This is a genomic window from Psychrobacter sp. NPDC078409 (genome assembly GCF_050268505.1).
Lineage (GTDB): Bacteria > Pseudomonadota > Gammaproteobacteria > Pseudomonadales > Moraxellaceae > Psychrobacter.
In genome coordinates this window covers 252273-268868 of record NZ_JBNNGW010000003.1, presented here as the reverse complement: position 1 = coordinate 268868, position 16596 = coordinate 252273, and the positions used below count along the sequence as shown (strand labels likewise).

At 42.2% G+C, this 16596-nt stretch carries 20 protein-coding genes; 8 read left to right on the top strand and 12 right to left on the bottom strand.

Going from position 1 to position 16596, the window contains the following annotated elements; genetic code table 11:
- The first annotated feature begins 140 nt into the window (after positions 1-140).
- Positions 141-521, top strand: coding sequence for a ribosome hibernation-promoting factor, HPF/YfiA family (hpf, locus tag ACQKC9_RS07130; protein WP_057758130.1), 381 nt, complete (start codon positions 141-143; stop codon positions 519-521).
- A 208-nt stretch (positions 522-729) separates the two neighbouring features.
- On the opposite strand, the gene thiS is transcribed toward hpf, so the two are convergent.
- From thiS to ACQKC9_RS07110, 4 genes are all read right to left on the bottom strand, one after another.
- Positions 730-930 carry a sulfur carrier protein ThiS gene (thiS, locus tag ACQKC9_RS07125; protein ID WP_057758131.1) on the bottom strand — a complete coding sequence of 67 codons (201 nt, stop codon included), beginning with the start codon at positions 928-930 and terminating at the stop codon, positions 730-732.
- A 127-nt stretch (positions 931-1057) separates the two neighbouring features.
- The gene (locus tag ACQKC9_RS07120; protein ID WP_427621147.1) at positions 1058-1432 is read right to left on the bottom strand and encodes a DUF423 domain-containing protein; all 375 of its coding nucleotides are present in this window, start codon (positions 1430-1432) and stop codon (positions 1058-1060) included.
- 24 nt (positions 1433-1456) lie between these two features.
- Entirely contained in the window at positions 1457-2320 is an 864-nt protein-coding gene (gene rpoH, locus ACQKC9_RS07115) for an RNA polymerase sigma factor RpoH (RefSeq protein ID WP_290165150.1), read from the bottom strand.
- Positions 2321-2560: 240 nt separating this feature from the next.
- A complete protein-coding gene (locus tag ACQKC9_RS07110; RefSeq protein WP_427621146.1) occupies positions 2561-3016 on the bottom strand; it encodes a sulfurtransferase TusA family protein in 456 nt (151 codons plus the stop codon).
- 538 nt (positions 3017-3554) lie between these two features.
- Between ACQKC9_RS07110 and ACQKC9_RS07105 the strand changes: the two genes are divergently transcribed.
- The gene (locus ACQKC9_RS07105; RefSeq protein ID WP_427621144.1) at positions 3555-5126 is read left to right on the top strand and encodes a M48 family metalloprotease; all 1572 of its coding nucleotides are present in this window, start codon (positions 3555-3557) and stop codon (positions 5124-5126) included.
- 42 nt (positions 5127-5168) lie between these two features.
- On the opposite strand, the gene ACQKC9_RS07100 is transcribed toward ACQKC9_RS07105, so the two are convergent.
- Positions 5169-5618 carry a GatB/YqeY domain-containing protein gene (locus ACQKC9_RS07100; protein WP_057758141.1) on the bottom strand — a complete coding sequence of 150 codons (450 nt, stop codon included), beginning with the start codon at positions 5616-5618 and terminating at the stop codon, positions 5169-5171.
- A 203-nt stretch (positions 5619-5821) separates the two neighbouring features.
- On the bottom strand, positions 5822-6037 hold the full coding sequence (gene rpsU / locus ACQKC9_RS07095; protein ID WP_010195908.1) for a 30S ribosomal protein S21: 216 nt from the start codon (positions 6035-6037) through the stop codon (positions 5822-5824).
- Between the two features lie 371 nt (positions 6038-6408).
- Between rpsU and ACQKC9_RS07090 the strand changes: the two genes are divergently transcribed.
- The 4 genes from ACQKC9_RS07090 (at position 6409) to crcB (ending at position 9163) form a co-directional block, all read left to right on the top strand.
- Positions 6409-6780, top strand: a complete 372-nt coding sequence (locus tag ACQKC9_RS07090) for a hypothetical protein (protein WP_427621143.1) — start codon at positions 6409-6411, stop codon at positions 6778-6780.
- A gap of 125 nt (positions 6781-6905) precedes the next feature.
- Positions 6906-7442 carry a c-type cytochrome gene (locus ACQKC9_RS07085; RefSeq protein WP_427621141.1) on the top strand — a complete coding sequence of 179 codons (537 nt, stop codon included), beginning with the start codon at positions 6906-6908 and terminating at the stop codon, positions 7440-7442.
- A 246-nt stretch (positions 7443-7688) separates the two neighbouring features.
- The gene (tsaD, locus tag ACQKC9_RS07080; RefSeq protein WP_427621139.1) at positions 7689-8747 is read left to right on the top strand and encodes a tRNA (adenosine(37)-N6)-threonylcarbamoyltransferase complex transferase subunit TsaD; all 1059 of its coding nucleotides are present in this window, start codon (positions 7689-7691) and stop codon (positions 8745-8747) included.
- A gap of 44 nt (positions 8748-8791) precedes the next feature.
- The gene (crcB, locus tag ACQKC9_RS07075; RefSeq protein WP_427621138.1) at positions 8792-9163 is read left to right on the top strand and encodes a fluoride efflux transporter CrcB; all 372 of its coding nucleotides are present in this window, start codon (positions 8792-8794) and stop codon (positions 9161-9163) included.
- Positions 9164-9335: 172 nt separating this feature from the next.
- Here the strand turns inward: crcB and ACQKC9_RS07070 are convergent, their stop codons facing one another.
- Both ACQKC9_RS07070 and ACQKC9_RS07065 read right to left on the bottom strand, forming a co-directional pair.
- Positions 9336-9971, bottom strand: a complete 636-nt coding sequence (locus ACQKC9_RS07070; protein WP_427621136.1) for a hypothetical protein — start codon at positions 9969-9971, stop codon at positions 9336-9338.
- Positions 9972-10063: 92 nt separating this feature from the next.
- Positions 10064-10486 carry a hypothetical protein gene (locus tag ACQKC9_RS07065; protein ID WP_427621135.1) on the bottom strand — a complete coding sequence of 141 codons (423 nt, stop codon included), beginning with the start codon at positions 10484-10486 and terminating at the stop codon, positions 10064-10066.
- A 292-nt stretch (positions 10487-10778) separates the two neighbouring features.
- Here ACQKC9_RS07065 and ACQKC9_RS07060 point away from each other — a divergent pair, with 292 nt between their 5' ends.
- Both ACQKC9_RS07060 and ACQKC9_RS07055 read left to right on the top strand, forming a co-directional pair.
- Positions 10779-11696, top strand: a complete 918-nt coding sequence (locus ACQKC9_RS07060; protein WP_424510114.1) for a hypothetical protein — start codon at positions 10779-10781, stop codon at positions 11694-11696.
- A 50-nt stretch (positions 11697-11746) separates the two neighbouring features.
- Positions 11747-12268: an endonuclease V gene (locus tag ACQKC9_RS07055; protein ID WP_238052965.1), complete on the top strand. Its 522-nt coding sequence runs from the start codon at positions 11747-11749 to the stop codon at positions 12266-12268.
- A 95-nt stretch (positions 12269-12363) separates the two neighbouring features.
- Here the strand turns inward: ACQKC9_RS07055 and ACQKC9_RS07050 are convergent, their stop codons facing one another.
- From ACQKC9_RS07050 to potA, 4 genes are all read right to left on the bottom strand, one after another.
- Positions 12364-13254: a LysR family transcriptional regulator gene (locus ACQKC9_RS07050; protein ID WP_427621134.1), complete on the bottom strand. Its 891-nt coding sequence runs from the start codon at positions 13252-13254 to the stop codon at positions 12364-12366.
- 115 nt (positions 13255-13369) lie between these two features.
- Positions 13370-14176, bottom strand: coding sequence for a spermidine/putrescine ABC transporter permease PotC (gene potC, locus ACQKC9_RS07045; RefSeq protein WP_414559519.1), 807 nt, complete (start codon positions 14174-14176; stop codon positions 13370-13372).
- A complete protein-coding gene (gene potB, locus ACQKC9_RS07040) occupies positions 14176-15054 on the bottom strand; it encodes a spermidine/putrescine ABC transporter permease PotB (protein WP_427621133.1) in 879 nt (292 codons plus the stop codon). Before potB ends, potC begins: the two co-directional genes overlap by 1 nt.
- A complete protein-coding gene (gene potA / locus ACQKC9_RS07035; protein WP_427621132.1) occupies positions 15054-16295 on the bottom strand; it encodes a spermidine/putrescine ABC transporter ATP-binding protein PotA in 1242 nt (413 codons plus the stop codon). The genes potB and potA overlap by 1 nt, the downstream gene beginning before the upstream one ends.
- Positions 16296-16596 lie beyond the last annotated feature (301 nt).

The following is a 16596-nucleotide window of genomic DNA, read 5'->3' as shown; positions in this document are numbered from 1 at the left end:
ACAACTAATAAAGGAGACGATAAAAGGATACGTCGACACATTACTAGAGGCTTTGGTGTAGTTAGTGGTAAGGCAGGATGATAAGAGCAAGAATGCTACCTCATCTGTTGATTGTAAGTTACAAATAAAAGGACAACAATATGAATGTTTCTATCAGTGGTCATCATATCAGCGTTACAGAAGCTATGGACACAGCAGTACGCGAGAAGCTTGAAAAAGTAGAGCGTCACTTCGATCAGATACAAAGTATTCAAGTGATTTTATCGTTAGACAATAGCGGTGCTAGCGACGGCGGTAAAAAGAGCCATAAAGCTGAAGCAATTATGCGTGTCTCGGGTCAAGAAATGTTTGTCCAAGCGTATGAAGATGATATGTATAAAGCCATTAACGAGATGGCAGACAAGCTAGATAGACAAGTACGTAAGTACAAAACCCGTCAAGAGCGCAAGAAGACTCAGGGTGCAGGACGCGATAGTCGCTATCAGGATCTAACTCCTGCAGAAGCAGTACCAGCAGCATAGTTCGAGTTTAAAAATTTGAACACTATCGTTACAAGCTAGTGAAAGCAGACTAAGAGAATAAAAAATTTATAAGTAGCTGCTGCATTATTTTGTAATTGACATAAAAAAAGACCTCTAACGTGTAATACGTTGAGGTCTTTTTTAGCATTAGTAAACTTAGAACGAAAATGAACTAGCTGTCAGCTCAAGCTTATCTGTCTAAACATTATTAACCACCACCGACGGCTTGTACTACTTCGATATTCATACCTTCTACGATACGTAGTTGAGCAAGCTCGCTTTTTGGCATCAGCTCGCCGTCTACTTCTACAGCGTAACGACCCTGACTAAGACCAAGCTCATTGATAACCAGTTGTACAGTCTGATGAGTGGTTTGCAAACTTTTACCATTGACACTAATGGTGCTCATATTAAATACTCCCTAATGTTTTAAAATTCCTGTTTATCAACTATTCGCTACGTATCTTTTGTTTTATTACTGATAGTTTGTCGCAGCTGATGCAAAGAGCTAAAAATTACAATAATTATTACACAGTTCAGCTAACTGAGTCCTTCAATCGAAAGGCGGAAACGGCAAGCCATAGCCAACCTGCAATCATAAGAACGCCGCCAATAGGCGTAATCGCACCGAACCAGCGCGGTGCACCAAGCGTCATAGCATACAAACTACCAGCAAAAATGATAATGCCAATTTGTAGTAACCAAGCGGTTGTCTGAGTAATATATTTCAAACGAATCAGTAAGCCAACAAGCAATAATCCTAGCGCATGTACGAACAAATACAGCGTTGCCGTATGCCACCATTCAAGTTGTTGGATGCTGACGCGGCCTTCTAAACCATGAGCCCCAAACGCGCCCAGAGCAACAGCAATAGCCATATTAACTGCGGCAATACCGATCCAATTTAACATTGAACAACTCGTATCATCTTAAGGCTACTGAATATCATCTGGCAAAATCACACTATCAATGGTCATCGCATCACGGATTTTGTCCATGGCATTCTTTTCAATCTGACGGACTCGTTCGGCTGAGATAGAGTAAACCGCAGCTAACTCATGCAAAGTAGATTTTTGCTCAGACAACCAACGCTGCTCAACAATATCACGTGAACGATCATCTAAAGTACCCATAGCAGCGATAAGTGCTGATGAGTTATTTTCTTCCCAATCTGCTTCCTCTAACTGCTCAGCTGGATCAATACCATCTTCCAAAAATAGCTGAGGGGCGTAGCGACCATCATCATCGTCGCTTGACTGCGCTTCAAACGAAGCGTCATAAGAGGTTAGACGTGACTCCATCTCTAACACTTGCTTGCGCGTAACATTTAAGTCATTAGCGATAGCGTCCGCTTCTTCTAGTGTCAGCTGATTATTGGTCTTCTTAAGGCTACGCAAGTTAAAGAACAGTTTACGATGAGCCTTGGTGGTCGCAACCTTGACGATACGCCAGTTGCGAATCACGAACTCATGAATTTCAGCTTTGATCCAATGTACGGCAAACGATACCAAACGTACGCCTTTATTCGGGTCAAAACGTTTAACTGCTTTCATTAATCCTAAGTTACCTTCTTGGATTAAATCCGCTTGTGGCAATCCATAGCCCGAGTAACTACGTGCGATATGAATCACAAAACGTAGATGCGACATCACTAGTAGTCGAGCGGCTTCGACATCACCTTCATCATAATAGCGATGCGCCAGCTCTTGCTCTTGTATCGGCGTTAAGATTGGGATTTGATGGACAGTATTGATATACGCACCCAAGTTGACCCCTGGCGCTGACAGGTGAGTTGGCATAGCTGGTACTAAGTCACGCGTACTGGTATTGCCTAATGTACTCGCGTCATAAGGTGGTCGCTGAGCAGCGGCTTTTAATGCAGCATCGCGTGCATCGTTTTTTATAGGAGCTGAGCCATCTTTTTTATTTGTATTTACAGCATCAGTAGAAGTATTAGCCATATTCTTGACCTTGGTTAAATAGTTAAGCAAATAGTCAGATAAAAATCTTTATGATTTAATTGTAAAGGATAGCAGCGCTTAGTTGCTATCAGTTTTGGTAATGATGAAGTGATATATTGTAGCGAAACGCTGTGATGATGTGCCATCAACTGACGAGTGGTCAGTAACTTCATTGACCACTAGCTTTAAATAATCTGCCGACTGTGATTGCTGACTTTGTCTACAAAACGCTGTGATATCAGCTTGTGAGTTAGGGTCGGTTGCAACCACATATAACGAATCACCAACTGTTACGTCACGTAATGCGACCTTAGTTTTTAACAATGGCATCGGGCATGCAAGACCGCGTCCATCAACAAAACCTTTTATATCTAGTTCAGATTGCGCTATAGCTACATTATCTGAGCTATGACTTTCAATCGGTAGCAGCTCTAGCAAACTCGCAATGTCGTTCTGCTGTGCATCAGTCAAATTCGCTGATAACTGTATAGAATGCGACACACGTTTGATGACTAATTCACTAGCAGCGGGCATAAATTAAACCTTGTAGATATCTATATTTTAATTTGTTTTATTAATAATAGGCTTTGATATTGAGTACGAACATAGTCCATCAATTATAAATTATGAGGTCGTCATCACAGTCATCTAAACCTACTATCATTGTTGCTTATTATACCAAATAGACAATGTATAGTTGCAGTTGAATATAATCAACGCTGTATTCGGTTCACTAGAATCATATAACCAAGAGTTGCACGATTAGCAGTTGCTCGATTAATAGTTATACGATTGAGACTTACTGCATAAATAATATCCCAATGAATAATTACACAGCCATGTTGCGCAATCGTGACGGGTGGCTAAGTTATTGGTAGTTAAGTTCATTGTAGAATTGACCTTGGATAAACAAGCTCGTATAGTCGAAAAGACGTCGTTGATTATCTTATAGGATATGCACTTGTACCAGGCTAATAGAACGAAGCGACCTGACAGCAACAGCTCTTTAGTAGCCAAAAGCTCCGTAGGTTTGCCACTTATGTTATCTAGGCGAAAAGGTAAAGGTCATTTTATGAGTTTAACTTTGCTAAATAACGTCAAGGTAGGGCTGTCAATGATGCTACTAGCCATGGCTAGCGGTGCATATAGTCAAGAGAGTCAAACGCTGCCATTGGCTGATAGCTCGTGGCAAGTCACAGATCCGCAAACGCTAGAGCTACCAAATTTGCGCGGACAAGGCTTGAGCTTTGCTGAGCAATATCAGAATAAAATGCTTGGCGAGTGGTCATTACAGAATATCAATGGCCGTGTCAGAATGGAACATGATCCTTGGGTACAAGAAACGATAAAAGACATGACATGGCGTCTCAATGCCCAAGCTCGGCAGCAAGCACCACTTGGCGTTGTTATCATTGATAACCCTAGTATCAATGCTTTTGCAGCGCCTGGTGGTGTAATCGGTATCAATACTGGGACGATACTGTCAGCTAGTAGCATGGATGAGCTGGCGAGCGTCGTCGCGCATGAAGTCGCACATATCAGTCAACGACACTACGAAAGCGGCGCTGACGAACGTAAAAAAGCCTTGCTGATGCAGCTAGGCGGTATGCTAGCTGCGATTGCTGCCTCAGCTGTCGATGGTGATGCCGCTGCAGCTGTGATGATGGGCAGTCAGACAGCCTCTATGAATAGCAGCATGGCCTTTAGCCGCAGTAATGAACGTGAGGCTGACCGAGTAGGGATGCAGATTATGACCCAAGCGGGTTATGATCCTCGGGCGATGCCACGGTTCTTTGCCACGATGAATCAACAGAGTCAGTTGAACCAAGTTGAGAATCAATTCTTACCGAGCTTTGTACGCTCACATCCTCTGAGTAACGAGCGGTTGAGCGAGTCACAAAGTCGCGCTCAGCAATATCCAGCGCTCTCATTGAGCCAACAGCAGCGCCATCAAGCATTGTTTGATTTGTTGTATTGGCGCGTGCAAGTGACTGGTAAACATGCATCCGAAGTCACACTGACAACGGCCGCTAAAAACAGTCTCGGGGCCAAACTTGCGCTAATGCATTGGTATGGAGAGCAGCAGCGCTTTACAGATGCTAATAAAGTGTTGGCTGAGATAAATGCGTTATCAAATACGCAGCGTCAGAATTTAGAGCCTCTATTGTCGATTACCCACAGTCAGTTATTGAGTGAACAAGGTAAGTGGCAACAAACCGTAGATGTCTTAGAGAGCCAGCAGCGTCTATATCCTGAGCGCCGTGACTTACGTCTTTATCTGGCCGAAGCGCTGACTAATAGTAATCAACCTATAAAAGCCCAAGCGCTGTTGAAGCCACTAACAGAACAGCAGCCAAGCGATCGTTATGCATGGCAAAGCTTGCAACTCGCCAATGAAAAACTTGCTAAGACCACCACCTCACCACAACTAGCCAATATCGCAACAATTAATGCATTGCGCTATCGCAGTTATGATCAGCTATGGAATGGGCGTTATGAGAGTGCGCTGACCTCTTTGACACAGGCCAAACAGTTGACGGAAAATCTACAAACCACAGATCAGGCCAATAGTGCGCGTCCGTTATTGGCCAATATTAATGCAGAACTCAAAGCAATAAAAACCGCCAAAGACTTTAAGCCCTAGGCGGTTATTTATAAAGATTAGCCTGCCAATCAATAGCAAGTGCTAGCCTTGTAGCGCGTCTTTAACCATTTTAGAAATCAAAGCAGGATCAGCACGGCCAGCTGTTTTATTCTTCAAAACACCCATGACGCTGCCCATATCACGCATAGACGTAGCACCTTGCTCAGCGATTTCAGCATTTACCAATGCCATAATCTCGTCTTGATTCATTTGCTGCGGCATAAACTCGTTGATGATATCAATCTCAAACTGCTCTTTGGTAGCCAAATCATCACGGCCATTTTCTGTAAAGATAGTTAGTGATTCTTGACGCTGCTTTAGCTGCTTTTGCAAAACTTCTAATACTTGCGCATCATCAAGCTCTGTCTGACGGTCAATCTCGATTTGTTTCACTACTGACTGTACATTGCGCAGTACTTTAACGCGCTCAAGCTCACGAGCTTTCATTGAAACTTTGATATTGTCTGATAACGTCTGTTTAAGTTGGCTCACTGCTATTATCCTTATCGATCTGTTAAATGCTATTCGTTAGAGGTTGTTTGTTAAATTTTTAGAACGAAACCTGCTGATAGTGGTTTTAATAAAAAATTATGTCAGCAGTAATAACAAAAATTGTAGCATAAAAAACGCCACTGATATCGATTGATAACAGTGGCGTTAGTGTAGCGCTTGTACTTAGCTAATCAGATTACTGATTAGTACATACGAGTGGTACGAATAGTTTCGCGTTGTAACTTCTTCTTATAACGCTTTACGGCAGCAGCTTTTTTACGCTTACGTACTTGCGTTGGTTTTTCATAAAACTCACGCTTACGTACGTCTGATAATACACCAGCTTTTTCACAAGCACGTTTGAAACGACGGATAGCGATATCAACTGGTTCGTTTTCTTTAACCTTAACTGCAGGCATGAAGACTCCTCGATTAGGATGAGATATAAGGGCATTAGTTTGGCTGTGTATTAGTATTTAGCCGTAATATCTCAAGATTACAGGCATCAGCTCAAACTAGGACAATTCTCACGCATTAGCGTAAGGGCAGGTATTTTAATAAAAAATACCAACAAAGTCAATGATTTTAAGCATTTATTGCCGATAAGGTATTCAATTAAATAGCTATTTGAATTTGGCTCTCAAACTATGAATTCGACATATATACAACGCTTTATCAATAAAAAATCCCTACCGTCTATAACGGTTTGATTGGAGTTTATGCTATGATAATTCCCATATTATAGTAAGCCTATGAACCGTTTTGTGTGTATTTTATTGAGGATGTTGGAATGAAAAAAACAGTATTTAACACGGCATTAAGCACCGCACTTATCGTAGCTTTAGGTGTGAGCGTGAGCGCTTGTAGTGGCGGCGAAGAGCATGAAGAAGTAATGGCAATCGATCGCGTTGACGAAGCTGCTGAGCTTGCCATCAAAAATGCGCCACCAGCTGAAGAAATGGAATTCCCAGAGACAGCACCGATGCCAGCGACCGATGCAGCTGGTACAGAAGCTGACGGTACAGCTACTGCTGAAGCAGAAACGGCTGACGCTGATACTGCAGAAGCAGCAGCTACCGATAGTACGGATACAGCCGCTGCTCCTACTGACAGCGCTGATATGGCGGCTACTGACGATACAGCTGCAGCCACTGCTGAGTAATGTAGTGGTCCATTGATCATTAGCTCAATGGACTATTAAACAGTCGTTGGTCGTATATGTAAGTAATTTAAGCTTATATAGCGCGTCACTAATTGATTGCAGACTGATTAAGTAAGGGTAAAACCATGATTGATATACAACCGTATATGAACAAGCTGAAATTGTCTGTAATCAGCATGAGTGTGGTATTTGCAGTGAGTGCTTGTAGCGGTGATAATACAGCTAAGGAAGAGTCCGCAGCAGCCAATGAACCAGCTACCGCTGTAGAAGAAACAGCTGTAGCAGAAACCGAAGGCACGACGCCTGAGTCTATGGTTGATCTAGAAACAGATACCCAACCAAAAGCAGCAACAGAATCTGCCGACATAGTAGATGAAGCAGCGGCAACACCTGAAACTGATTCTGTTCCTGAAGTGTTGGCCGCAGATGCAGGTGCCAAGCTATATGAATCAAACTGTCAGGTCTGTCATGCTGCAGGTTTGCTCGATGCGCCAAAGTATGGTGATACAGCGGCTTGGACAGCTCGTTTGACCAAAGACAAAGAGACGCTATATATGCACTCGGCTAAAGGCTTTAATAAAATGCCAGCACAAGCGGTAAATGGTGTGACCGAAGCACAAGTTAAAGCGGCTGTTGATTATATGCTAGCGTCGGTAAGCTAGTACGGTATATATAGAGTATGTCAGCTATTGAAATTTGCTAAACTGGCCGTCATTGTGACTGACAATGACGGTTTTTTTATGCACATTTTTTGTCATACCAATCTTAAAATATGACAGCTGTACCAAGCGAATTCGTGTTACTAGAGATAATTTGTGGTTTGTTATATTCGTTATCCAATTTCTCAAAATGATGTAAGATAAACGTGCGATAAAAATAGCACGAAAACGAAGTATAAAGGCAAAAGTATGAAGGTATTGGGTTTAGAGACCTCTTGTGATGAAACAGGGCTAGCGATTTTTGATAGTGAGCAAATAAATAGCGACAACCAAGGTTTGGTCGGGCAAGTACTGTACTCTCAGATTGAGCTGCACGCACTTTATGGCGGCGTTGTGCCTGAGCTTGCCAGTCGCGATCATATTCGTAAGCTAGTGCCGTTACTCAACGAGCTGCTAGAACAATGCAATATGAAAAAAAGTGAGATCGATGCAATTGCTTATACTAAAGGGCCTGGACTTATTGGTGCATTGATGACGGGCGCACTGTTTGGTCGTAGCTTGGCATATGGTTTGGATATTCCAGCGATTGGTATTCATCATATGGAAGGGCATCTTTTGGCACCGCTTATGGGTGCAAACCCTCCGGCGTTTCCTTTTGTCTCGCTACTAGTATCTGGTGGGCACACGTTACTCATTGCTGCTCACGGTGTTGGACAATATGAGATATTGGGTGAGTCGATAGATGACGCGGCGGGTGAGTGCTTTGATAAAGCGGCTAAGATGTTAGGTTTACCTTATCCTGGCGGCCCTAATATTGCCAAACTGGCAGAAACTGGTAATCCTGACACTTACACACTCCCAAGACCAATGCTACATCGGGGTCTAGACTTTTCGTTTAGTGGTATGAAAACAGCCGTGCATAATCTTATTAAAGATACGCCACATTCAGGAGGGTCGGGTAATGGCGCTGATAGCGATCCACAGATTCGTGCTGATATTGCCGCTAGCTTTCAGCATGCAGTGGTCGACACGCTAGTGAAGAAGTGCGTCAAAGCACTCAAGCAAGCACATATGAGCCGCTTAGTGATTGCGGGCGGGGTCAGTGCCAATACTCATTTGCGCGAGACGTTAGAAGCGGAACTGGCTAAGATCAATGCAACGGTTCATTATGCACCGCCTGCGCTATGTACGGACAATGGCGCGATGATTGCTTATGCAGGTTTTGAGCGCTTGCAAGCAGGACAGTCTGATGATTTGGCCGTTAGCTGTATTCCGCGTTGGCCGATGACAGAATTACCAGCCGTATAAATGAGCATTTGGTCCAACACGTTTATATGAATTAAGGATAGTCTATGCAGTGGCTTGCGATTGGTTTAGGAGCAGCATTTGGTGCTTGCCTGCGAGCTTGGCTATCGCGTTTTAATGTCTTGCACGGTTGGGTGCCACTCGGTACCCTGAGCGCCAATATCTTAGGAGGACTGCTGATAGGGCTGGCGCTAGTGTGGTTTGAGCGTATGGGTAGCAACTTATCTGATCATGTGCGCGTGTTCGTGATTACAGGATTTTTGGGCGGATTGACTACATTTAGCACGTTTAGTGCAGAGGTATTTGGCTTTATCCATGACGGGCGGCTGCTAGCAGGTTTAGCGCTCATCGGCTTACACGTTGGGCTGACTTTACTGGCAACCGCGCTTGGCTTTTATTTCTTTAAGTGCGTACTTTGAGCTTGTATCGATATCACCTGCTTAATGAGTGGTCTGATTTAAGTGGTTACCGAAATACAGTCTGTTTTAAATGGTCTGTTAATGAGTCTAGAGGGCATAATGACTGGTTCCGCTGGGGTATAGCCAAAAAGACACATCGTGTTCATTGATTATTAAAGAGCTAAATCAATATTCACAGGTTTTCATTTAACCCAAAATCAGCCAATGTTTTTGAATTATTGTTAAGAACAACTTTTACAAATTCAGGATCAATCTTTAAAAACAAATCAAGAGCATCTTTTATTTTCCAATAATTATCTTCAGGTTTCTTAATAATAATTTCCAGATGCTCCTTCAATAGAGGTATATATTCATAAAATCCTTCACGAAGGATTAGATAAAATACTCTACTAATCTCAAATGATTGTAAGTTAGAATCTTTAATAATCTTGGATATGGGTTCGAATATCTCTTGTCTTGCTTTAGCCCCTTGTCCTAAGTCTGATAAGCTAGCCCAGTAACTGATAATGCTATCCAGTACATGTTTATATGTATCATCATAACCGTGCAAGCGATGTTGGATCATTCCTTGTAAACGATTATTCATTAAAAGACTTCTAAGAGTATTGAATCCTTCTCTAACACCCCAAGATGTTAATAATCTGGAGACATCAAATAAAAGAGATTCATCATCGACCTTTAGTAGTGCTATCAATTTCTTAAGACGCTCTATGGGTACATCTTCTAAATCTATTTCGTCTGGTATTTCAGTATAATCCACGTTGTCTGGAATACTGTACAGTAGAGTATCTATCTCGCTTTTATTCATTTTATGACCTTGCAATTAGCTTGTGTATTTTGATGATTTTTTACCATAACGTCCTTTTTTAGAGTATGTTCGACTCCTGTATAGCGCACCAATCACGAATTGATAATAGCCAAAGCTTTTTCACTTTCAGGCTCTAATGCTAGCAGCTTAGCAGCATAATACTTCTTTTGATCTTCAGTCAGCACAATTTCAGGTGGTTCACCAAAATCTAAAATAGAATTTAATATGGAAGTATCGTTCGAATCTAGCTCATGAGCTTTGATAAAATAAAATAAAGCAGATAGTTGAGCACCGTGTATAAAAAATAAATGAGATGAACATAGTACTCCCAAGTGTTTATACCAAAGAGGAGTGTTTTTTCCCCTTGCAACTTCAGCTAAAAGAGTTACCAAATAAACCCCATAATCATCAGCATTGTGTATCACGAAGGTCGTTAAATCATCTTCATCTAACGCCGAAATATAATCTAGTATTTTGTTTCGTGGCAGAAAACGTGATAATTGATAGTTTTCCATTTTAATTTCCAGTAATTCCATTACAAGTAATATCGCTTATACTGAATAAAAATAATACTCTAAAATGATCTAAAAGCTCACTACATGTACATCATGAAGTACACTGTGACTATTTCAATCAGTTAAAACGTTGATCCCACTAGCTCACAGCCTTATGTTCAAGTCCTCACTAGGGGACCGAACCAGTGAAGGAACCTGATTGGTTCGGTGTAGGTATATTTTAAAATGAATCCTTCTAGCATTACCGTTTCTACTAGCACGATTAATGACTCCTCTTTCAGAGAAGATTAACATGAGTAATATGCAACGATTGAAATCAGCACTGTTAAATAAAAGTAACGGTAAATGGTATCAGCGCGATAAGCTATACACAGGCATTATCTTCTTTGATAAACCTGACCATCAACTTGAAGCTTATGAGGTCAAAAATGGAGAGATTATCAGGCCTTATGTATCACCCTGTCAGAGAGGACTATCTTCGCCTATCCAAATAGATTCTACAGAGTTCTGTAATGAGATTGATGATATATATGGTTCTCGTGGAATACCACAACTCTATAAGAATAAGCTGTATCAAGGTATGTCTTATACCTTTGTAGAAGGTAGGTGCAACCTAGAGTTATATACTCACGAAGACGGCATATCCGAAAATCGAATTGACTGGAATACTCTTTCGTATGAACCAAAAGAATTTTTATTAAATTATTGCGATAATGGAGTGATGCACTCTTACGATGTACATTCAACTGAAATAAATTTCAATTATTATAGTTCTGTTTGCGGAGAAAACAATGATGAAAAGGTTGGCATAAGATACACTGAACCGTTGAACAGAATTAGCTATTTTGAAGTCGCAGGCAATACCTTAATCACAAAATCTTATATGGAAAGTCCTATATCTGTGCCTGACGTGTATAGAATATTGAGTAATTATAAGAGATTTATATTTGGCAAGTCTATACGATTAGATATAGATAAAAGCTTCATACAAGACTTATTCAATATATGGGTCAAAAATAACAGCTTTGAACATATTGAAAGCATGTCTCTTAATGGACTAGATGGCTTAGAGGATTTCGATTACTTTTTTAATAAACAAGTATTTGGAAAATTAAAAGAGGTTCGTTTAGATAAGATAACTTCAGCGAAGCAAATAAATCGACTCAAATACCACATGCCCGATACCAATATCGTAATACTGAATTATTAATTGTTTGAAGCACTAAAATTAAGTCATCTGTATTTTAAGGTAGTAATAAATTGATTTACCTAATTCTAGACGTACATTATAAAGAAGGCCAAGAAACCGACGCTGTTACAGCAACTGTTGCAGGTATCCGCTTCGAAGGCATTAAGCAATCACGTATTCTAAATGAATATACTGTAGAAGTTAATGACGTTGCGCCTTATGAGTCAGGTCAGTTCTATAAACGAGAAATGCCTTGCTTACTGGCTTTGATTAACCAGATTGACGAACCTTTTGATGTAATTATCATAGACGGCTATGTATTTCTGGATAGTGTTGGCAAAGCAGGATTAGGCAAATATCTGTATGATCACCTAGCTAATACAAAGCCCATCATCGGTATCGCTAAAAATCATTTTTATGACATTACAGAAGACTATGCCGTTTGGCGAGGGATAAGTAAGCGCCCTCTATATGTCACCAGTATTGGTATAAATATTACAACGGCGAAAAAGATGGTCAGTGAAATGGAAGGTGAACATCGAATACCTAAAATGGTCGCTGATGTAGATAAACTAGGCCGTGTCATAAATTAGAACAGCTATACCTATTGAAAGAATTTGGACTACAGCCAAACATTAACTAGGGAACCGCCCTTCTTCCCATAACGAGTGTTATGACAAATAAAGCTCTAAACCGGCTTCACTATCCCTTCCAATAAACTGGCAAACCCTTGCATATAAGCAATATCTTGACTAGAAGTACGTGTCGCTGCGTATAGCTGACAATGCACACCCTCTCCTAGTGGTCGTGATACGACCCAGCCTTTTTTCTCGTACTCAGCAACCACCCAATCAGGCAATGCTGCTACGCCGCGTTCACTAGCAACCAACTGAATTAGCATCGCGGTCAGCTCTGTCGTACGAACACTCTCAAAGCTTACTTGTGCTGGCGTCATAAAATTAGCAATGATGTCGAGACGCTTGGCCTCTACTGGATAGGCAATTAATGTCTCATTAATCAAATCATCAGGGTCAATAAATTTTTGAGCAGCTAAATCATGCGTTGGTGAAAGCACCAAACGACTCTCGTACTCAAACAATGGCTGATAGCTGATACCGTCGAGCGGTAAATCACTGGTAGTGATAAGCAGATCAATATCACCTTCCATGAGTAGATGATGCGGCTCAGGCTCAAACCCTGTGGCAAAGTCTAGCTCAACATCTGACCACTCACGGCGATAGTGGTTCAGTATTGGCATGAGCCAATCAAAGCAGCTATGGCACTCTGATGCTAGGCGTAATCTACCTGCTTGACCATGTGCTAAGCGTTTAAGGTTAGATTTGGTACGAGTTACTTGCGGTAGGATATTGTCTGCCAATGCCAATACTGCTTTACCTGCTGGCGTAAAACTAAGTGGGCGCGTCCGACGATTGACCAAACTGATGTCGTAATAGTTCTCAAGCTCTTTTAATTGATGCGAAACGGCCGAGGCAGTAACGTGCAGCTCATCCGCCGCTGCTGCAAGTGAACCATGCGCTCGTAGCGCGGTTAATGTATTAAGATGACGTAGCTCAAGCATAATATAACCTAACCGCTAAGGTGAGAAAAATTCATTATAGTCAATATAGCGCTGACTTTCACTCATAGTCCATTATTAATAAGCAGTTAATAAGCAATTAGTCAGCAATTAACATCTAGCGCTTGCGTAACAACAACTGTGAGATAACGACCAATACTAGTGAAGCAACCAACAATAACGTACCAATTGCGTTGACTTCGGGCTTGAGTCCTACGCGAACCATAGAATAAATGCGCAGCGGTAAAATCTCATAGCTAGGCCCTGTAACAAAGGTCGATACCACTACATCATCTAGCGATAAAGTGAAAGCTAGCAACCAACCTGCCATGACGGCTGGTAAAATAACTGGAATCAATACGGTGCGCACCATAGTTGATTCGTTAGCCCCCAAGTCGCGTGCCGCTTCCATTAAGCGCTCATCCAAGCTACTCAATCGTGCAAAGACGGTAATCACAACAAACGGCAGGCAAAAAGTAATGTGCGCCAATAGCAGTGAGACAAAGCCCAATTGCAAACCAATCAGTAAGAACAATGCTAATAACGAGATAGCTAATACAATCTCAGGCGACATCATAAGTACAAACAGTAGCCCATTTAGTAAGCCTTTACCACGAAAATTATAACGGTGTAACGCCAGCGCTGTAAGCGTGCCTATCAAAGTTGAGACGGTGGCTGCCACCAACCCTAAGACAATCGAGTGCCAAAATGCATCGAGCATCGCTTGGTTGTTAAATAGCGATTCGTACCACTTTAAGCTAAAGCCGCCCCAGTTATAACCGATTTTTGACTTATTAAAGGACATTACCACTAAGACAATGATGGGCAGGTACAACAAGGCATAAATCAGTCCGAGATAGCCTTTAGCAGCGATACTACCAATCTTGAGCAGACGAGTTTTGTTGTTCGGTGAGCTATAAGACATTAGGCCACCTCGTTAAAGTCAGTCTTGCCAATGCGGCGGCTACTGGCACGGTAAGCAAGTAATAATACTGCCATCGCTAGTGTCAATAAAACGCTAGCTGCCGCGCCAAAGGGCCAGTCACGCGCATCCAGAAATTGGTTTTTAATAATATTACCGACCAATAAGTTACGAGAACCACCCAAGATATCTGCCACATAAAACATGCCCATTGCAGGCAATAGCACGAGTAGCACACCAGAAATAATACCAGGTGTCGTTAATGGCAATACCACATGCCAAAAGGTCTGTGTTTTAGTTGCACCCAAATCCTGAGAAGCCAGTAGCATGTCATTACGCAAGTCGGTAAATACTGCATATAGTGGCAGTACCATAAAAGGGAACAGCAAGTAGGTTAGTCCTGCGATCACTGCGCCTTGGGTATATAAAATATCGATAGGCGTATCAATCACACCGATGGCTAATAGCGATTTGTTAATCAAACCATTGTTAGCAAAGAGCAGCTTTAATGCATACGTTCGTACCAAAGAATTGGTCCAAAATGGCAGTATCAGTAGTAGCATCAGTAATGGCTGCCAACGTACTTTTGCTTTGGATATTAGCCATGCAAAAGGGTAGCCCAGCAGCAAGCAGATAACCGTTGTGATACCTGCCATCCATAATGAGTGGACAAATACCTCAAAATACAACGGATCAATCATCCGCACATAGCTGTCGATGCTAACAGGCAAACTAATAAAGGCGCTGCTATCACGGGTCAAAAAACTGACAGCGATGACTAGGATATTTGGTAATAGTGCAAATATCAGTAGCCAACCCCAGATTAGCCAAAGTGTGGTGGTACGAAATGGACTTTTACTGCCTAAGTGGTTGCGAGCCATCAGCTACCATCCTTTTGTGCAGTTATGTCGGGCACAGCTTCAGAGTCTTCTGGCAACACCCATTCCCAGCCATCCACCCATGAGACTTTGACGCCCTCGTTTAGTTTGTAATCAAAGCTCGGGTCGTCCTCATCAAAAAACTCAGAGGCCTTAATGATATGACCATTTGCCAGTTCGATAATCGAGTCTAAGGTGCTGCCTTTATAGTTACTCTCGATGACACGGCCCAACAGTCCGCTATGCTCGTTATCCTTTGGATCATATATTCGTAAGTCTTCCGGGCGTAGTAGTAAATTGACGATATCGCCCACTTGTACATCATTGGCAAAATTGGGACGACGTAAGTTGCGTAAGGTGGTCGGCCCTGCTTGCGCCTGTGCTTCACAGACTTCGACCTCGATACGTCCGTTGGTCACTTTACCATCGCGATCTGGCTGGTCTGGATGAACACCTTTGACCTCAGCTCTGAACAAATTGGTCTCGCCGATGAATTTTGCAGTAAACAAATTGGCAGGGGTTTCATAGATCTCGATAGGCGTACCGATTTGCTGGAACGTGCCGTCTTTCATCACGGCAATACGGTCTGACATCGAGAGCGCTTCTTCTTGGTCATGAGTCACGAAGACAAAGGTGATGCCTAGCTCACGCTGCAGACGCTTAAGCTCGGACTGCATTTGCAGGCGCAGTTTGTGATCGAGTGCGGATAATGGTTCATCAAGCAATAGCAGTTTAGGACGATTAATCACTGCACGTGCAATCGCAACTCGTTGCTGCTGACCTCCAGACAAATCTTGCGGCTTACGGTTGGCTAAATGTTCTAGCTGTACCATCGCTAGCATCTCGCTAACACGTCTTTGGATTTCATCTTTTGGGACTTTCTTTAGCTTTAGACCATAAGCCACGTTTTGGGCGACGCTCATGTGAGGGAACAGCGCATACTGCTGAAATACGGTATTGACCGGACGTTTATCAGCGGACAATCCCGCCATCTGTACGCCATCCAAATATATCGCCCCAGCATTAGGCTGTTCAAAGCCTGCAATCAAGCGTAGTAATGTCGTCTTACCACAGCCTGATGGGCCAAGTAACGTCAGAAACTCACCATGCTTGATATCAAGGTTAATGTCTTTTAGGACTTCGGTTTGATCATAAGTCTTCTTCAGACCAGTCAGTTGCAGCAGCACCTGATCATCATGAGGTGACGCAGAGGTGTTATGCGTATTTTGAGATAAATCGGTCATAATATCTGTTCCTAAGCGTCTAACATCTATATGCAGCTGGCTGTCATTATAGGGATTGGCATGAGCGTAAGCACGATTTGATTACGGTCTAAATGCTGCCTGAGTGCTGCGTATTATAACAAACCCTTGATATAAGTCAGTGCAAGTTCGTTATAAGTTACGCGAGTCATACTGTCGTAGCAGCGATATATACAGCTGTATTTTTAGATGTGACTACATTCACCTAGCGATATTTAGACAAATTTTTTTACCGTTTTTTGGTTTTTATTCCTATACAATCACGTTATGGCTGACAAACATG

Excerpts from the sequence above, each read along its gene's own strand:
- hpf (WP_057758130.1), top strand. The coding sequence starts at position 141 with ATGAATGTTTCTATCAGTGGTCATCATATCAGCGTTACAGAAGCTATG.
- thiS (WP_057758131.1), bottom strand. The coding sequence starts at position 930 with ATGAGCACCATTAGTGTCAATGGTAAAAGTTTGCAAACCACTCATCAG.
- ACQKC9_RS07120 (WP_427621147.1), bottom strand. The coding sequence starts at position 1,432 with ATGTTAAATTGGATCGGTATTGCCGCAGTTAATATGGCTATTGCTGTT.
- rpoH (WP_290165150.1), bottom strand. The coding sequence starts at position 2,320 with ATGCCAACTCACCTGTCAGCGCCAGGGGTCAACTTGGGTGCGTATATC.
- ACQKC9_RS07110 (WP_427621146.1), bottom strand. The coding sequence starts at position 3,016 with ATGCCCGCTGCTAGTGAATTAGTCATCAAACGTGTGTCGCATTCTATA.
- ACQKC9_RS07105 (WP_427621144.1), top strand. The coding sequence starts at position 3,555 with ATGAGTTTAACTTTGCTAAATAACGTCAAGGTAGGGCTGTCAATGATG.
- rpsU (WP_010195908.1), bottom strand. The coding sequence starts at position 6,037 with ATGCCTGCAGTTAAGGTTAAAGAAAACGAACCAGTTGATATCGCTATC.
- ACQKC9_RS07090 (WP_427621143.1), top strand. The coding sequence starts at position 6,409 with ATGAAAAAAACAGTATTTAACACGGCATTAAGCACCGCACTTATCGTA.
- ACQKC9_RS07085 (WP_427621141.1), top strand. The coding sequence starts at position 6,906 with ATGATTGATATACAACCGTATATGAACAAGCTGAAATTGTCTGTAATC.
- tsaD (WP_427621139.1), top strand. The coding sequence starts at position 7,689 with ATGAAGGTATTGGGTTTAGAGACCTCTTGTGATGAAACAGGGCTAGCG.
- crcB (WP_427621138.1), top strand. The coding sequence starts at position 8,792 with ATGCAGTGGCTTGCGATTGGTTTAGGAGCAGCATTTGGTGCTTGCCTG.
- ACQKC9_RS07070 (WP_427621136.1), bottom strand. The coding sequence starts at position 9,971 with ATGAATAAAAGCGAGATAGATACTCTACTGTACAGTATTCCAGACAAC.
- ACQKC9_RS07065 (WP_427621135.1), bottom strand. The coding sequence starts at position 10,486 with ATGGAAAACTATCAATTATCACGTTTTCTGCCACGAAACAAAATACTA.
- ACQKC9_RS07060 (WP_424510114.1), top strand. The coding sequence starts at position 10,779 with ATGAGTAATATGCAACGATTGAAATCAGCACTGTTAAATAAAAGTAAC.
- ACQKC9_RS07050 (WP_427621134.1), bottom strand. The coding sequence starts at position 13,254 with ATGCTTGAGCTACGTCATCTTAATACATTAACCGCGCTACGAGCGCAT.
- potC (WP_414559519.1), bottom strand. The coding sequence starts at position 14,176 with ATGTCTTATAGCTCACCGAACAACAAAACTCGTCTGCTCAAGATTGGT.
- potB (WP_427621133.1), bottom strand. The coding sequence starts at position 15,054 with ATGGCTCGCAACCACTTAGGCAGTAAAAGTCCATTTCGTACCACCACA.
- potA (WP_427621132.1), bottom strand. The coding sequence starts at position 16,295 with ATGACCGATTTATCTCAAAATACGCATAACACCTCTGCGTCACCTCAT.